Source organism: Oceanobacillus sp. CF4.6 (genome assembly GCF_051262635.1).
Lineage (GTDB): Bacteria > Bacillota > Bacilli > Bacillales > Amphibacillaceae > Oceanobacillus.
Window position 1 is genome coordinate 199,819 of record NZ_JBIMEX010000005.1, and the last position, 15,562, is coordinate 215,380.

Below are 15,562 nucleotides of genomic sequence, written 5' to 3' on the forward strand. Positions count from 1 at the left end.
ATTTGGTGTCTAACCGGTGGATTATGACGTAACGATTTCCATTGAAGATGTAGCAACTGGGGAGGTATTTGATATAGTTGAATACCCGGAGGCATTGGAGAAATTTGAAGAATAAATCGTTTTTACTTTTGAGGTTATATTGAAGCTTTTATTAGAGTAATTAAAAAGACCATCTCTTCTATGTAAGTTACAAAAGAGATGGTTTTCCAAAAACAATCTTATTACTTTCTAACTGGCGTGCATACTGCATATAAATTATCCGATGAGTCAGACAGATTTACTTCAATAATTCTATATCCCCCACCATTTATCTCGTTTAATTTTGAGCTAATTATCCCATTGGTTTCCATAAGTCTACCTCCTTCCTAATAAATTTCTCACACAGAAGTTAATATATGCAAGAAGTTTCGAAGTGTGCATGAATATTTATAAAAAATTCCATTCCTCTACTGTTTGATTTTACTTTCCAAATAAGGATATACTCTTCTTAACAATGCTAAAGCTCCTAAACCTTCTCAATAACCCCTACCCCTCCCCTTTCTCCACACATTCCATAAAAGGAGGCACTTTAATGTCAAAACATAAGAGTATCAAACGTCATGAATCACTGAAACCTTTGTCACGCCACCATATGATTGGTCTGCACTTAGCACTGAAATTAAAAAGAGCTGGAAAAGAAGTAAGTCGATTAACGATAGATGAAATAAAACAAGAAGCCACAGATTTCTGGAATCCGAATGGACAACAACATTTCCGAGAAGAAGAGGAAATCCTCCTCCCCGCATACGCCCAGTATGCAGATGTTAATCAGTCAGAAATAGTAGAAATGCTTTTAGAACATGTAAAAATACGGGCCAGGATCAATGAACTCATACGTTCCGAAACGATTAACTTAGACCTGATGCACGAGTTGGGCAGCCTGTTGGAAACACATATTCGAAAAGAAGAACGTGTGATTTTCCCAATGATAGAAAAAGCACTGCCAGAAGATAAGCTTAAGGAACTTGCACCGTTCTTGCATTAAGGTGTAAAACTTATACCAATATCGGCGATTACTAAATCATAATTGTAATCGCCTATTTGGTTTAAGCTCCTTTCTAATAGAATATTCCCGCTAATTCATCTATAATTATATTAAAAAAGGAGTCTAAAGATGAAGCAGACGAGTAGATTTATGCGTTTTCTAGGTGGTCGTGATTTATTTTATATGTTGGCCCTATTATTACTAATTGGTATAACTATCTTTATTTACAATCAAATTTCATTTGTCTTTTATCCGTTGAATGTCATTCTTTCAACGATTGCACCCCCAGTTATCCTGGCATTTATTGTCTATTATTTATTAAATCCAATAGTAAACCTGTTGGAGCGAATGCGAATTAAACGTATTTGGGGAATTCTGATTATTATTTTGGGTATTAGTGGTCTATTAACCGGGATCATCCTGCTTTCAGCCCCTGCGATTCAAAGACAGGTGACAGACCTAGCTGAAAATTTCCCAACCTATTTAAACCAAATGGGTGAAGGAATAACAACCTGGTTGCAAAACTCATTTTTAGGTCCTTATTATGATGAAGGGTATAACTGGTTTATAACTCATTTCAGTGACATACCCGAAATGATCGGCGGCTATTTAGTTGATGCCTTTCAAAGTATTCAAAATGTAGCAAATACACTTACGACCGTTGTTGTTACTATCATTACATTTCCATTTATTCTCTTTTTCCTATTAAAAGATGGAGATAAATTCAAACATTTTTCTTTAAAATTATTGCCTCCAAAATATAGAAAAGATGTAAACCATATCTTACATAATATGGATACTCAAGTTGGTTCGTATATTCAAGGACAAATCATTGTTGCCTCTTGTATCGGTATTTTACTCTTTATTGGTTATTTAATCATTGGATTGGATTATGCGATCACGCTTGCAATCATTGCCGCTATAACGAGTGTCGTTCCCTATCTCGGACCAACCATTGCAATTATTCCGGCGATTATTATTGCTTTGGTTGATTCCCCATTTATGTTAGTAAAACTAGCAATCGTATGGGCAGCCGTACAATTTTTGGAAGAAAATTTTGTTTCACCAAATATTATGGGGAGAACAATGAAAATTCACCCGCTCACCATTATTATTGTTTTACTTGTTGCAGGAAATTTAATTGGAATTATTGGGGTAATACTTGGTATACCTGGTTATGCCATGTTAAAAGTAATCGTAACCTACTTATACAGCAAGTTTAAACAGCGCTACAATAAATACTATGGTGAAGATTATGGATCCTATCAACTATCAGATGAAAAGGAAACGGATTAATGCAATCGTAATAAGGAGGTCCTCTCACGGCAAGACGAAGGACAGGTTTGTGGTCCCAGACATTAACATCAATTACCATCTAAAAAGCAAAGCTTTTTAGATGTCTCCATAATTACAATCGAAATGAGATTTCGTTTGGTGGTGTGGGAGTGGCAATTATAATACGCTGTGAGGTTGTTTTATGGGTACAGAGGGTCCGGTTTGTTGTCCCACCAGCTCTGGGACTGTTTAGTGACCCTACATCCCTACTACTTTCAAATGTGTCGATTGAAATGTAAGACAATCCTTATGGTACAGTTTAACTATAACCTCGTTCCATTTTAATTCCTGCTGAAATAGCTAACTCGCCATTTCTTTTAACCATAAACAAGCTACTTGACGAAATGCTATTACACAAATATACTTACTTACATAAAGTAACAAATAATAGCTACTAAAAGCGGTAATAATATAATTAAACAGGTAAGGAGACAAAATAATGAATTTTCACAGTAAACCACATACTTTTGTGGGCCATGTACGAATTAAAGTTGAAAACATAGAGAAGTCTTTAAAATATTATCAAGAGGTTATTGGTTTTCAAATTTTAGAACAAAATCAAACATCAGCTATATTAACGACCGATGGAAAAACAAGCATCTTGTCATTGGAACAACCAGAAAACGCTATACCAAAGCAAGGAAAGTCGACAGGCCTATATCATTTCGCCATTCTCTTACCTCAACGGTCAGATTTGGCGAATATTGTCGATCACCTAAATGAAAAGGGTATTCGATTCGGGTCATCCGATCATCTTGTCAGTGAAGCACTTTACTTAAAAGACCCCGATGGAAATGGCATTGAAATTTATATCGATCGTGAGCCTTCTGTCTGGAACTGGAACAATGGAGAAGTAGCCATGACAGTAGATCCGCTAGATTTTGAAGATCTTTCTACGAGCTTGATTCCAGAGCAATCCTGGAGTGGTCTACCAGCTGGCACGGTCATGGGTCATATCCATTTACATGTATCCGAATTGGAGAAGACAGAACAGTTTTATCGAGAGGGACTTGGATTTGATGTTGTAAACCGCTATGGAGGACAAGCACTATTTATCTCTACTGGTAACTATCACCATCACATTGGATTAAATACATGGAATGGTTTAGATGCACCAACTCCTCCTGTTAATAGCCCTGGCCTGGAATCATTTACACTTACTTTTCCGAATTCGGAAGAGAGGAACCAAGTGGTGGGACACTTAATAAATATTGGTGCATCTGTTGCAGAAGAAAAAGATACGTTTATTACTCACGATCCTTCTGGGAATCGTATTGTTTTAGCAATTTAACATTCGTGGATATTAGGGATTTTCAAAGATAAAAAATAGCTATTGGAGGAAATAATAATGAATATTGCAGTTATTGGAGCAAGTGGAAAAGCAGGTAATCTTATTTTGAAAGAAACGGTTAATCGGGGACATCAGGTAACAGCAATAGTAAGAGATGCCTCAAAACTTACCGATAAAAATGTTACAGTTATTGAAAAAAATATTTTAGACCTTACAGCAGAGGATGTAAAACAATTTGAAGTAATTGTAAATGCCTTTGGTGCTCCAATTGGGGAAGAACAGGCACATGTGGATGCCGGTCATGCTTTGATCGGGGCTGCTAAAGGAACAGACACAAGAGTAATCGTTGTCGGAGGTGCGGGCAGCCTTTATGTCGACGAAGCTAAAACGGTTAAGGTTATCGATACTCCCGATTTTCCAGATGTAGTTAAAGCAACTGCAAAAGGACAAGGACGCAATCTGGAGGAACTACAGGAAACAAAAAATCTAAGTTGGACATTCATTAGCCCTTCTGCCATCTTTGATGCGGAAGGAAAGCGTACCGGTTCATATCAGTCAGGAAAAGATAATCTACTTGTTAATTCAAAGGGCGAAAGTTACATTAGCTACGCTGACTATGCAATCGCCGTTTTGGATGAAATTGAAAATCCAAAACATCTAAATGAAAGATTTACGGTGGTTGGCGAAGCTGAGTAAGGGACTGAGTTACAGAGGAACCTCGCACCAGAAGGTTCCTCTGTCTCCCCCTAATTTTCAAAGCTTATATATTTTTGAGCTATTTGAGGATAAACCCCCTCGATATGATACCACAGCCAATAAAAGGCATACTTCTTCCTACCAATTGTACCTTCAAGTAAGATTCCTGGACGGACATCTTCTGCAGGGAAATCTGTAACTTGATACGTTTTTGTTGAATCAATGTCACAGAGAGTAACTAAATTCCCAGCTATACTTTCTACTTCAAAAATGCTATTTATCGTGTCATCACAATCCTGTAATTCATTTTCAATTCTGGATATGTCTTCCATTGGGTTCCAATCTCCTGCATGTAATCGAGGAAATGAATGTAAATGTAGTTCATTTAATAACTGTTCGCAATTACGAAGTTCTGAAGCATTATTTTCCGCGTACTCCTTTACGACTGTGTAGCATGTTGTTCCGCTACGTTTATCAAGCCATTTAACAAATTTTATAAGCTGAGTGAGGAAAATTTCGGATTCGTTATGTTTGGTGGATAGTTTCATATATTGTGGATAACATGTGGAAATAAATTCTTCCCAAAATGTGGACTGACATTCATCCCAGGAAGAAGGACAATTATCTTCAAGATGATCTGTAAAAAATTTTGATAGAATATGAAGAAATTCATTTACGTGTTGACTTGCCATATTCTTCCGTTTATACGCAATTAAATCAGCTCCATAAAATTCAAGAAGACCACGGTAACGCATCTCAAATTGAGAAGCAATCTTAAATTTTTCCATAAATTCCTTATGTTCGTCAGGATGCGAAAACGTATGTACCCAAGTTTTCACTTCGGTTTGCTTCTGACGGTTATTTCCATCTTTCTGTTCACTTTCGAAATTATACTGTCTATGATTTGGCATAAACCCATCTCCTCGTAACATCACATGATAGATTCCACTACGACTGATCCTTCGTGGTTCTCTTGGCATATATTATCACCTTAATTAACTACAAGATAAGCTATTTAGAATCCAAAGTCAAGAACCCCTGTTCGCATAAAAAAGCTATTTCTACATGCTTATCACACTAAAAATAAAATTTATCTCGAATTACTTCCGATTACTATTTAAAAATCCCAGATAAAAAGGGAGGAAAAAGTGGAATTGGAGGAATTTAAAAAAGTTAGGAAAAAAATTCCCTAACCCATAAATGAATAGATAGGCAGACAAGTTTCCTCTCCCTAGTCCCTATATTTTATTGCTAGTCCTTTCAAGAAATTTCTAGCGTATCTGTCTCCGCATTTTCTATAATTAGTATGTCCTTCTTTTCTAAGTATGGCACTTAGTTCCCCTTTTGCAATAACAACTCCCGCTTCTTCCAATATTTCGAGCATATCCTCACTAGTTAATGTGAGTGCTATTTTCAATTTTTTCAATAATACATTATTCACACTAGCATTACTCTTGATTGTCATTGGAGGATTTTCAGGTTGCCCGGGTTTTGGATCTTTTTTTCCTCGTTTAAATATAATAAGCCCATTTAAAAATGACTCCAACATGAAATTATCACAGGGAATATGCTCCTCATCCATATCTTTATCGTCGACAATTTCTTCGTCGTAACGGTCCTTTGATTTTGTAAGAATCTTTAGCACATCTTCTTTTGTTACTTCGATGCCACCAAGTTTAAATATCTTTACCATATCCGTATTTTTTATATCTAAAGCATATCTTAATCTAATTAAGATATCATTATTATTCATATCCATGTTTAAATCCTCCTAGATAATGACTATTTGAACCAAACTACAGCTTCTTCACAAATTTTGATTTGATATAAAGCACTCCAAAACCGTCCACTTTACCTTCGAGGTCATGCCCTCCATCTACTTCATCAATAATTCGGATATTTTTCACTTTTGTTCCCATTTTAAGTGGATTAGAGCTACCTTTTACTTTCAGGTCCTTCATAATCGAAATGGTGTCACCATCTGCTAGCACATTTCCGTTGGCATCTCTTGTAGCCTTGTTTTCCTCGTTTTCGGCTTCCGCTTCAGCCGTCCACTCATGTCCACATTCGGGACAGATATATAGTGCCCCGTCTTCATATGTATATTCAGATTGACATTTCGGGCAATCAGGTAATTTGTGCATTTTTTTGGACTCCTTTTTTATTTTGTTGTATGTTAGTTATCGAATATCAATTTTATTACAGTTATAATGCGATAGCAACTGACAGTCCGGAATTTTTAAAGGCACAGTCCTGAAATTCCATCAATCCGTGTCACTACCTTCTTTTCCTATCATCTTCCCATCCAATGGAATCATAGAGTTCCTTTATCGAATCATGATATCCCCATCCAATAGAATCTGAGTTAATGACAACAGCATATAATCGTTCCTTGAGGTCATTAAATAAATCTTCATCCTTTTCACACGCTACTACTACTTTTTCGTACATGGACTCCATATCCGCATAAAATTTTCCATCGATATCCCCATATGTATTTGTGAATGTTGTACCAATTTCAACATAATACAACATTAAGTCAAGCGTTTTTTCATGATCTTTGGTGGCCTTTTTAAAGTTATTAATTGCCTTTTTCACTTTTGAAGAGCGCATCTTTCCAAACCCATTATCCGTATGGAACTCACTTTCTATCTCTTCCTTTGCTTCCTCATACAATTCCGGAATCGTCTCATTCCTACTTAATTTATCAGACAGATAATGCTGTACGTCATCATAGTGTTCATATAATTCAGCGATAAGATGAATAAGCTCTTTTTGATCGTAGTCCTTTAACTTGTTTTTTAGTTCTGGAATATCCAGTTGCGTTACCTTTGCCATTACTACTCCTCCTAGCCTAATCGTGCTGTTCTTCTATCTAACTATTAACCTCTATTATATCATTCCAGAGGTAACGATTTAACACTTACTAAAACATACCAAAATATGGTGTACAAGTAGAATTTTTTGTAGGTACACCATTAAAGCTATATAATAAACTTTAAATGTTCAATTTTTTCCACTAAATCAAGAGGAGGTCCTATTATATGCCAATAAGTACGAAAATAAATTCAAATATCCCAAGGCGCCAAGGTGTTGATGAAAGACGTAATGCACTTGAAAAGCAGTTTCCAGTCTGGCCAAGGGATACATTTGCTACTCATTTCTCAAAGGCTTGCGAAAAATATAACGAAAGACGTTTCATACACATGCCAGATGAGACAGCTACATATGGAGAGACTTGGCAAAATGCTTATCACTTTGCGAAAGCATTTTTGAATCTTGGAGTGAAAAGACGGGATCACATCGCCATATTAATGGAGAATCAACCAGTATACCCATCCCTCATGATTGCTTCTTCACTTATTGGTGCTGTTTTCATTCCCATTAATACAATGCTCAGTAAAGATGAACTGGCCTACATAATTAGTCAATCTGATTCTCGCTTTTTGATTACGCAACAATCCATTAAGGGAAATAAACACGGTGAATCCATCGCAAAATTACTGGATGATCCTGCTTTTCGCAAAGAGAGCCAATTACAACAGGTGATCTGCATTCCAGATGAAAAAGAGCCGCTGGATGAGCGTTTTCAATCGTGGGATGGATTTTGTAAAGGGACAGAATCCGTTCCAGACGAGGAGCTCGAACAAAGACGGAATGAATCCGACTATCCGGATGAGGTGGCAGCGATTATCTATACATCTGGGTCTACTGGAAAATCGAAAGGCGTTATGCTTACAAGTGAAATGCTATTGCGTTCAGCCTACAGTACCTGTATGAGTAGAGCAATTGAGGATGGACGTGTGACATATGCGCCTTTGCCCTACCATCATTGCTTTAATCTTATTGAGGGCATTTTGGCGATGTCCTTTGTCGGTGGGTCACTCGTATCGCCTCCGAATTTCTCGCCACTTGCTTCCTTGAAAATGATGGAGAAATTCAAAGCGAATGATTTTCTTTGTGTCTCGTCCATGCTCGTACCATTACTGAACCATCCACGTGTATCCGAGTTTGACTTGTCAAACCTGTTTGCAATGTGGTGCGGTGCTGCACCCACTCCAGTTCCTATATGGAAAAAAGCAGTAGATTTACTTGGCTTGACAGAAGTTATTACCGGTTATGGTCAAACAGAAGTGGCCTCATCCGGAGTTACCACAGAGATCGGTGATCCGATTGAACTTGTTTCATCAAGGGTTGGACGTCCAAAACTTGGTGGTATAAGTGCAGTACCAGAGTTTAATGGCAGTACCGTACAATACAAAACAATTAACCGGGACACAGGTGAAGCATTACCATATGGCTCAGTTGGTGAACTTGCAGTCAGAGGAACAACGGTCACACATGGTTATTATAAGAAACAAGAAGAAACTGCTGAAGTGATTGATAAAGACGGATGGTTACGTACAGGTGACGTTGGAAGAATTGATGAAAATGGTTACATCGAACTCCTTGGCAGAAGTAAAGATTTATATAAGGTTTCTGGAGAATTAGTCTCGCCTAACGAAGTCGAAGAAGTTATCTCAAGACATCCTGCAGTTAACCAGGTCTCAATTGTGGGGGTCCCAGATACTGTAACAACTGAATCTGGTGCTGCATTTATAGAGTTAAGAACAGGGGAATCCTGCTCACGGAAAGATATTATTAATTGGTGTTCTACCCGCATCGCTCGTTTTAAAACTCCGCGCCATGTTTGGTTTGTCGAGCCAACTGATTGGCCGATGACGAGTACTGGCAAGGTACAGAAATTTCGTTTAAGGGACATAGCAGAAAAAAGACTTTCAGGAGCAAAAGCATAAGCGCCGGTTAGCACGTGGGTGGACTAAAACCGCAGGAAATAAAGTTTTCTAAGCAACAAGGATGATGGAGTTAACACAGGAGGAGCGTTAAAAAATGAATAATACATGGCATCAACAAATAATGCGTGTACAGTATAAAGATACAGATCAGATGGGTGTCGTTCATCATGCCAATTATGTAAGCTTATTTGAAGTTGGGCGTACCGAATGGATGCGTAATGCTGGGTTTGCCTACAGCAAGATGGAAAGCATGGGACTTTTGTTGCCAGTCGTTGACCTAAATATTAATTTTATCAAACCTGGTCGCTATGATGATGTCATTGCTATGTTTACAAAAGTAAGCGAATTTTCCAAAGTGCGTTTACAGTTTGACTATGAGGCCAGAAGGATTGGCGATGCGTCGTCTTTCTCTACTCAATTGCCTCCATCCGGCCAAATTGACGCACCACATGGCGAACTTCTTGCTAGTGGAACGACGCTGCATACATGGGTCAATCAGGAATGGAAGCCAGCTCGGATTGACAGGGTAGCTCCTGAAGTGTATGCGTTGCTTCAATCGGAAGAGTTTTCAAAATAAGTCAATTTAAAGGGGAATTTATTATGAATGAACCAATGAAAATAGCAGTGACTGGAATGGGGACTGTGACCCCCTATGGTGTTGGACTTTCGACATTTTGGGATAATTTGATAGCCAACCGTACAGCGGTAGGTCCAGTTGAAGATGAGCATCTTCGACAATGGTCACCTGTGGGAGCACGTGTGCCAAATTTCACACCTTCCGATTTCTTACCAAAGAAACTCATTAAAAATACAGATCGATTTACACAGCTTGCACTTATTGCAGCAGCTGAAGCACTCACAAATGCAGGTATTCTCCAAAAGGATGGCGTAACACTCGCACCAGGCATCGACCCAGAGCGAATTGGAACATCGCTTGGTTCTGCCTTTGGAGGCATTCAGTCTCTTGAAGAAGGATCCGGAAAATTAGCTACGGGCGCATCAAAACGTGTTGGACCACGTATGATTTCAAAATGCATCCCGAATTCTGCAGCCGCAACGATTGCGATGCAATATGGATTCCAAGGCCCTTCTGTCACACATGTTACAGCTTGTGCAGCTTCTGCAAATTCAATTGGAGAATCCACTTTCTGGTTTTGGCGTGACGATGTGGACTTTGTCCTTGCAGGTGGTGTAGACAGTTTATGGTCTCCTGCCTTCTTATCCGGATTACGTGATATGGGAGCACTTGCGACAACGGGACCAGAAGACGAAACGACCTGGTCCCGTCCTTTTGATGAAAATCGGAATGGTATGCTTATGGGGGAAGGTTCAGCATTGTTTGTTCTGGAGCCATTAGAAAAAGCCAAAAAACGGGGAGCACATATACATGCTGTGTTGGCTGGATATGGTGCTTCCAATGATGCGTATCATGATACAGCTCCACATCCAGAAGGCACAGGTGCTGCATTAGCTATTAAACGTGCCCTACGCTCCGCCAATTTAGAAGCATCGGATATCGATTATATCAATGCACATGCAACATCAACCAAGGCAGGTGACATTGCCGAGACGAAAGCGCTTCGTACAATATTCGGTGAGCGATTGGATACGATTCCTGTCAGTTCGATTAAGGGTGCCATCGGCCATCTTCTTGGTGCCTCTGGTGCGATTGAAAGTGTCGCTAGCATTAAGGCAATAGAAACCGGTATTCTACCTGCCACATTACATTGTGATGTGCGAGACAAGCAGGCACCAATTGATGTGGTCCCAAATGTCAGCCGTAAGCAAAACATTCGAACAGCACTCAGTAATTCATTTGGTTTTGGCGGACAAAACGGGGTATTAATCTGGCAGGCACAACGATAGATCTACACACTTACAGGTACGAAGTAGTTACTGCTACTTCGTATCGCTTTTTTTCCTCAAACTAGAAAAAGCCACCCAACTTCAGGCAGCTCTCCCCTTATTTATCTATGCATGATTTTCCATCGTATTCAGTGACCCCATATGACTCGCAATCATGGCTATCAGTGTACTTGCTTCTTCTTTACTAAACGTAATGATTGTTTCATCCTCTACCATATCTTCATCACCTGTAGATATACGGTTGATTCGCTTTATGACACCTTCACCAGAATCTTGCGCAATCCCAAACTGATAAGATACTTGTGCTTCATCTTCTTTGTAATAAGCAGTTACCTCTGGAGTTTCCCAATCTACATCTATTTCTTCTAAAAATAATTCATCTTCTTCCATTTCATCTGATTCATCTAACTCATCAAAATTTGTCTCATCAACTATGATTTCTTCTTCAGTAAGGTTATCATCATCCATATAATGATGGAAACTTTCATGAACGACATCAATAATGTCCTCTATATCCTTAAGAACTACCTTACTGACATGACCATAATAGGGGTCGATGGACTGAATATAAAACTCTTCATTTGGTGCATCAAAAAATAGCGTACAAAAATAATCCCTATCCTCTTCCCCACTATCGGTAAAAAAGTCGATTCTCGGATGTCTTGCCCCACGCTCAATTAACAACCTGCCATTTTCATCATATTTTTCACACATTGAATTTAGACTATCCTGTAACTCTCCACAGACTCTGTCAAACCATTCCAAATGCATACAAGCTCCCACCTTTCAAGTAATCCTTATTAAGCTCGAAATAAAATTCAATTTCAAAATGATTTTTAAATTTCTAATATACATACAAAACCATGGGGATTTTTACCTTAAGGATAGGATGTGTTTCCTTTCCTGTTTTATACGAATCATCGAAGTGCACCAAACTAATAGATTGCCATATCAACTTAAACCGTTTTCAAGAATTTTTTTCACCCAATTTTAGGTAGTCCCTTTTTCATATCTATTCCTGATAATCCATCGGACTCAATGCGTCCATATGACTCGCAATCATCGCTATTATGGTACTTGCTTCATCCCTACTGAAAATAAAGTGTTGTTCATCTTTTATTAAATCCTCATCCTCTGTCCAGATACGGTTGGTTCTTTTTAACACACCATCACCCGTTTCCTGAACGATTCCGAATTGATACGATACTTCCACTTCTTCATCTTCCTCTATATAAGCAGTCACCTCTGGAGTTTCCCATTCTACGTCGAATTCTCCTACGACTATTTCGTCTGAATCGCCAATAGTAGTTTCATCATCAATCCGTTCATCTTCGGTAAAATCGTCATCCATATAATTATGGAAACTTTCATGAACGGCATCAATAATATCCTCTATATCAGCCAGCACTACTTTACTAACATGACCAAGTTCCGGTTCATAAGACGGAATATAGAATTCCTCATTATGTGGATCAAAGAAAAGTGAGCAGAAATAATCTCTATCAACCTCATCCGTCTCCACAAAAAAGTCAATTCTCGGATGTCTTGCCCCACGCTCAATTGACATCCTTCCAGTTTCATCATATTTCTCACAAATTGAATTAAGACTATCCTGCAGCTCACCACAAACTCTGTCAAACCATTCTAAATGCATACAAATTCCCACCTTTCTTTAGTCGGTATCTTTATTATGACCCTCTAGTGAAAAATATCTCTGTATTTCTGATAAAATTTTATAAAATATTTTCATCTCTCAATTTAAATTGAAAAGGATGATAGTACTCTTTTATCTTCTATTTAATGTTGACATTCTTTTAGTGAGCGAGTAATGAGGAGGAACAATTATGAATAGATGGTTAAACAAATATAAAAGATTATATTGAATAAAAAGTATCTGAAGAAACCCATCAATCGAATGACTGTTGGGTTTCTTCATTCAGGAGGCCATATTTTATTACTGCAAAAGTCGAAAGAGCCTTGAATCCAGTAAGAAAATTTACCTAAATGGAATTTTTGGACAAGGTAACGAATATGTAACTAAGAGGAGTATCTTCTCCTCTGGAATGATGCATCTATGTGCTGCAACTAATTTTTAGGCTTGTCCTATAAGAACTTAATTTAAAAAACCATTTCTGCCTTTATCAAAGGTATCATGGATAATTTCGATAACCTCATCTTTATCATTATGTTTATCATTTGTCATTTTTATCATCCTTTCAGTTATAAAATTTCCAATTCTGAGGTGATTTATACGTGAAGGAAATAACAATTAAGCTAAAAGACGAGACATACGAACAGATAAGAGAAATAACGGAACTGGAAAATTTAATCAACCGCCACCGTGATAAAAATCGAAGTGACAATTATAAAATTGAGGAATTTATCGTCGGTAGTATCATTGATAAAATGGAACAAATTAAACATTTTGATTTAATCAATCCATTTAGTGAAAATCAACGACAACCTTGCATAAAAAATCGATTTAAAGAAATAGCGAAACAAAAGAAGATTTATATTAAAGATATTGCTGATCAGTTAAACATGCAGCCGCCAAATATTAGTAAAATATTCAATAACGTGTCTCAACCCCGCCTCGAACTATTTATCAAAATTTGGTTTGTCCTTGGATGTCCACCCTTACATCAATGCATTTATTTAGAAGAAGATTAAGTTTAATGACTTAATCTTTTTTGTTTTTGTAATTAAATGGAATAGGACATGCACACCGTCACATATCATTAAACATAATAAAATCCTAACTAACATATCAAAAACATTATGGCTAGCTTTTAAATCCAAATAGGAATAATTTGTCTCCGACTTTGAAGGAAAGGGGGGACGACAAATGACAGTATTCGAATCGCTGGTCCTAATGATTTCATTTGGAACATTATTGGTTGCGGTATTGTCAGATCACACAAAATAACTTATTTCACTTCCCTCTCTTGTTTCTTCATCCATTTCTGACCTGTCAGGGAAATTTTTAATATAGATAACGTCTTCTACAGATTTCTTCAATCTAGGCATAACAAAATTAATTCTTCTCTTCTCTCTTTCTAACCGATCAAAAGAATAGAATACAACAATATCAATATTCTCTTCTGTATTGGCAAGGTATTTCAAAAGTTCATTCAGTCCAGGTCTCATTATGTTGGAATAACCAATATCACTAAAGGTTTTTAACCGTTCGATGTTGCTTATTTTAAGGAATCTTTCTATTCTGGCCTCTATGTTAACGATATTCTCTACTGGTTGAATTGTTCTCTGGGTGTACAATAATCCCGTCCTGGGCTTTTTTGTATTCACTATTGCTTCCCACCTACCTTCAATTCAAATATTGCCGCTCTATGTATCCTAGTTATTATCAAAAAGTATAAAGCCTATACATCCTCGAACTGAAAAAAGGGCCAGTCGCCCACTGCTTTACTTGCTAAAACAGTGGGCGACTAACCCTTCTTATTTTTGACTTTCTATTTACATAGTCAAACTGCCCTATCTTTTCTACTTCTTTCAAAAAAGTGAAATTGCGATTCAGCCCATAATATAATCTCACCTATGAGCATTACGAATACAATCCACGCCCACAGTGTTAAGAAAAATTCGTGAAAGCCATACATCATATTCATATAATTAGGAGTCTCATGGATTGTCATCGTAAAGGCATAGAACATACCAAAGGTAAAATTTCTTGACCATTGACTAATGTTGTACGTGAAAATTCCCTTTTCCCAACCAAATTCCTTGACTCGCTTTATTGCCCTTGTAATTTCGATAGCTTCGATAATTATCAGTAATATAAACACAAACAGCCAAAAAAACATAATAAATAAAGGCGACATTACTTTTGATAAAACAATCGCCAAGCCAGTAATCGACAAAGCACCATGAATAATACAATTTGTGTTTGTCCAATCCTCTGTGAGCGACCAATTTTTTTGATTACTATAACGGATCCAGATCAGTAATGTACCACACAAATAAAATAATAAGCCCAGAGATATAACAGAAATGACTAACCCACTTGAAAGAAACGAAAACTGTTCTATCCATACAATAACGATGGATTGTGTTGAAACAGTTGACAGCAAGACTACTCCATGAATCGAATGTTTCGTTGGCTTCCCCCATAGCTGTTTAAAATTATAGATACAACACACGAGGAAAAGTAACCAAAGAAAAGTATTTATCATCGCAATAACTTGAAGTACTGCGTCTAATTCAGGGAAATATTTCGCAATGACATTACACAAAACCGAGATACCGGCAATCCATGCTCCCATCACAAAAGAGTTCACTGGATTATTTAAAAAAGGAAACAAGAAGCCCTTATGAAAAAATTGACGAATAAGTGCTGTATAAATAACAATTCCAATTATCGTAAGACCAACCGTTAATACTTCTCCCAATGCTTGATCTAAAAAAGGGAAAGCTTCAATTGTACCATAAAGAAAAATCCCCAGCGCCATTACGATGGCACCGGAAGCGGGATTAATTATTTTTAAATTAACCATAAATATTTCACCATTTTCAATCATAATACGTACTTACTTTCAT

18 protein-coding genes are annotated in these 15,562 nt (G+C 37.5%); 9 read left to right on the forward strand and 9 right to left on the reverse strand.

All coding sequences use genetic code 11. From position 1 onward, the window contains the following. Positions 1–221: 221 nt before the first annotated feature. Complete coding sequence (locus tag ACHABU_RS10420) at positions 222–350, reverse strand: hypothetical protein (protein ID WP_435764772.1); 129 nt, start codon at positions 348–350, stop codon at positions 222–224. A 221-nt stretch (positions 351–571) separates the two neighbouring features. Between ACHABU_RS10420 and ACHABU_RS10425 the strand changes: the two genes are divergently transcribed. From ACHABU_RS10425 to ACHABU_RS10440, 4 genes are all read left to right on the forward strand, one after another. Next, positions 572–1,024: a hemerythrin domain-containing protein gene (locus ACHABU_RS10425; protein ID WP_435764773.1), complete on the forward strand. Its 453-nt coding sequence runs from the start codon at positions 572–574 to the stop codon at positions 1,022–1,024. A 129-nt stretch (positions 1,025–1,153) separates the two neighbouring features. Beyond that, positions 1,154–2,320: an AI-2E family transporter gene (locus ACHABU_RS10430; protein ID WP_435764774.1), complete on the forward strand. Its 1,167-nt coding sequence runs from the start codon at positions 1,154–1,156 to the stop codon at positions 2,318–2,320. A gap of 478 nt (positions 2,321–2,798) precedes the next feature. Continuing rightward, the gene (locus tag ACHABU_RS10435) at positions 2,799–3,650 is read left to right on the forward strand and encodes a VOC family protein (RefSeq protein WP_435764775.1); all 852 of its coding nucleotides are present in this window, start codon (positions 2,799–2,801) and stop codon (positions 3,648–3,650) included. Positions 3,651–3,707: 57 nt separating this feature from the next. Then, positions 3,708–4,346 carry an NAD(P)-dependent oxidoreductase gene (locus ACHABU_RS10440; protein ID WP_435764777.1) on the forward strand — a complete coding sequence of 213 codons (639 nt, stop codon included), beginning with the start codon at positions 3,708–3,710 and terminating at the stop codon, positions 4,344–4,346. Positions 4,347–4,396: 50 nt separating this feature from the next. Here the strand turns inward: ACHABU_RS10440 and ACHABU_RS10445 are convergent, their stop codons facing one another. The 4 genes from ACHABU_RS10445 to ACHABU_RS10460 form a co-directional block, all read right to left on the reverse strand. Further along, positions 4,397–5,326, reverse strand: a complete 930-nt coding sequence (locus ACHABU_RS10445) for a hypothetical protein (protein WP_435764778.1) — start codon at positions 5,324–5,326, stop codon at positions 4,397–4,399. A 251-nt stretch (positions 5,327–5,577) separates the two neighbouring features. Further along, positions 5,578–6,105 carry a DUF1456 family protein gene (locus ACHABU_RS10450; protein WP_435764779.1) on the reverse strand — a complete coding sequence of 176 codons (528 nt, stop codon included), beginning with the start codon at positions 6,103–6,105 and terminating at the stop codon, positions 5,578–5,580. A gap of 37 nt (positions 6,106–6,142) precedes the next feature. Beyond that, the gene (locus tag ACHABU_RS10455) at positions 6,143–6,490 is read right to left on the reverse strand and encodes a zinc ribbon domain-containing protein YjdM (protein ID WP_435764780.1); all 348 of its coding nucleotides are present in this window, start codon (positions 6,488–6,490) and stop codon (positions 6,143–6,145) included. Positions 6,491–6,623: 133 nt separating this feature from the next. After that, positions 6,624–7,184, reverse strand: a complete 561-nt coding sequence (locus tag ACHABU_RS10460; RefSeq protein WP_435764781.1) for a DUF6155 family protein — start codon at positions 7,182–7,184, stop codon at positions 6,624–6,626. 206 nt (positions 7,185–7,390) lie between these two features. Here ACHABU_RS10460 and ACHABU_RS10465 point away from each other — a divergent pair, with 206 nt between their 5' ends. From ACHABU_RS10465 to ACHABU_RS10475, 3 genes are all read left to right on the forward strand, one after another. Beyond that, entirely contained in the window at positions 7,391–9,142 is a 1,752-nt protein-coding gene (locus tag ACHABU_RS10465) for a class I adenylate-forming enzyme family protein (protein WP_435764782.1), read from the forward strand. Positions 9,143–9,236: 94 nt separating this feature from the next. Then, positions 9,237–9,719: an acyl-CoA thioesterase gene (locus tag ACHABU_RS10470; protein WP_435764783.1), complete on the forward strand. Its 483-nt coding sequence runs from the start codon at positions 9,237–9,239 to the stop codon at positions 9,717–9,719. 23 nt (positions 9,720–9,742) lie between these two features. Further along, positions 9,743–11,008: a beta-ketoacyl-[acyl-carrier-protein] synthase family protein gene (locus ACHABU_RS10475; protein ID WP_435764784.1), complete on the forward strand. Its 1,266-nt coding sequence runs from the start codon at positions 9,743–9,745 to the stop codon at positions 11,006–11,008. A gap of 105 nt (positions 11,009–11,113) precedes the next feature. On the opposite strand, the gene ACHABU_RS10480 is transcribed toward ACHABU_RS10475, so the two are convergent. Further along, positions 11,114–11,779: a hypothetical protein gene (locus ACHABU_RS10480; RefSeq protein ID WP_435764785.1), complete on the reverse strand. Its 666-nt coding sequence runs from the start codon at positions 11,777–11,779 to the stop codon at positions 11,114–11,116. A gap of 241 nt (positions 11,780–12,020) precedes the next feature. Beyond that, positions 12,021–12,662 carry a hypothetical protein gene (locus tag ACHABU_RS10485; RefSeq protein WP_435764786.1) on the reverse strand — a complete coding sequence of 214 codons (642 nt, stop codon included), beginning with the start codon at positions 12,660–12,662 and terminating at the stop codon, positions 12,021–12,023. A gap of 599 nt (positions 12,663–13,261) precedes the next feature. On the opposite strand from ACHABU_RS10485, the gene ACHABU_RS10490 reads away from it, so the two are divergent. Then, on the forward strand, positions 13,262–13,678 hold the full coding sequence (locus ACHABU_RS10490) for a helix-turn-helix domain-containing protein (RefSeq protein WP_435764787.1): 417 nt from the start codon (positions 13,262–13,264) through the stop codon (positions 13,676–13,678). Positions 13,679–13,853: 175 nt separating this feature from the next. Beyond that, positions 13,854–13,934: a putative holin-like toxin gene (locus ACHABU_RS10495; protein WP_435764823.1), complete on the forward strand. Its 81-nt coding sequence runs from the start codon at positions 13,854–13,856 to the stop codon at positions 13,932–13,934. Here ACHABU_RS10495 and ACHABU_RS10500 read toward each other — a convergent pair. Beyond that, the gene (locus ACHABU_RS10500; RefSeq protein ID WP_435764788.1) at positions 13,922–14,314 is read right to left on the reverse strand and encodes a recombinase family protein; all 393 of its coding nucleotides are present in this window, start codon (positions 14,312–14,314) and stop codon (positions 13,922–13,924) included. The two genes, ACHABU_RS10495 and ACHABU_RS10500, sit on opposite strands and share 13 nt — an antisense overlap. Before the next feature lie 176 nt (positions 14,315–14,490). Then, complete coding sequence (locus ACHABU_RS10505) at positions 14,491–15,519, reverse strand: hypothetical protein (RefSeq protein ID WP_435764789.1); 1,029 nt, start codon at positions 15,517–15,519, stop codon at positions 14,491–14,493. Positions 15,520–15,562 lie beyond the last annotated feature (43 nt).

Excerpts from the sequence above, each read along its gene's own strand:
- ACHABU_RS10450 (WP_435764779.1), bottom strand. The coding sequence starts at position 6,105 with ATGGATATGAATAATAATGATATCTTAATTAGATTAAGATATGCTTTA.
- ACHABU_RS10440 (WP_435764777.1), top strand. The coding sequence starts at position 3,708 with ATGAATATTGCAGTTATTGGAGCAAGTGGAAAAGCAGGTAATCTTATT.
- ACHABU_RS10475 (WP_435764784.1), top strand. The coding sequence starts at position 9,743 with ATGAATGAACCAATGAAAATAGCAGTGACTGGAATGGGGACTGTGACC.
- ACHABU_RS10505 (WP_435764789.1), bottom strand. The coding sequence starts at position 15,519 with ATGGTTAATTTAAAAATAATTAATCCCGCTTCCGGTGCCATCGTAATG.
- ACHABU_RS10470 (WP_435764783.1), top strand. The coding sequence starts at position 9,237 with ATGAATAATACATGGCATCAACAAATAATGCGTGTACAGTATAAAGAT.
- ACHABU_RS10480 (WP_435764785.1), bottom strand. The coding sequence starts at position 11,779 with ATGCATTTGGAATGGTTTGACAGAGTCTGTGGAGAGTTACAGGATAGT.
- ACHABU_RS10445 (WP_435764778.1), bottom strand. The coding sequence starts at position 5,326 with ATGCCAAGAGAACCACGAAGGATCAGTCGTAGTGGAATCTATCATGTG.
- ACHABU_RS10430 (WP_435764774.1), top strand. The coding sequence starts at position 1,154 with ATGAAGCAGACGAGTAGATTTATGCGTTTTCTAGGTGGTCGTGATTTA.
- ACHABU_RS10460 (WP_435764781.1), bottom strand. The coding sequence starts at position 7,184 with ATGGCAAAGGTAACGCAACTGGATATTCCAGAACTAAAAAACAAGTTA.
- ACHABU_RS10465 (WP_435764782.1), top strand. The coding sequence starts at position 7,391 with ATGCCAATAAGTACGAAAATAAATTCAAATATCCCAAGGCGCCAAGGT.
- ACHABU_RS10455 (WP_435764780.1), bottom strand. The coding sequence starts at position 6,490 with ATGCACAAATTACCTGATTGCCCGAAATGTCAATCTGAATATACATAT.
- ACHABU_RS10435 (WP_435764775.1), top strand. The coding sequence starts at position 2,799 with ATGAATTTTCACAGTAAACCACATACTTTTGTGGGCCATGTACGAATT.
- ACHABU_RS10485 (WP_435764786.1), bottom strand. The coding sequence starts at position 12,662 with ATGCATTTAGAATGGTTTGACAGAGTTTGTGGTGAGCTGCAGGATAGT.
- ACHABU_RS10420 (WP_435764772.1), bottom strand. The coding sequence starts at position 350 with ATGGAAACCAATGGGATAATTAGCTCAAAATTAAACGAGATAAATGGT.
- ACHABU_RS10495 (WP_435764823.1), top strand. The coding sequence starts at position 13,854 with ATGACAGTATTCGAATCGCTGGTCCTAATGATTTCATTTGGAACATTA.
- ACHABU_RS10425 (WP_435764773.1), top strand. The coding sequence starts at position 572 with ATGTCAAAACATAAGAGTATCAAACGTCATGAATCACTGAAACCTTTG.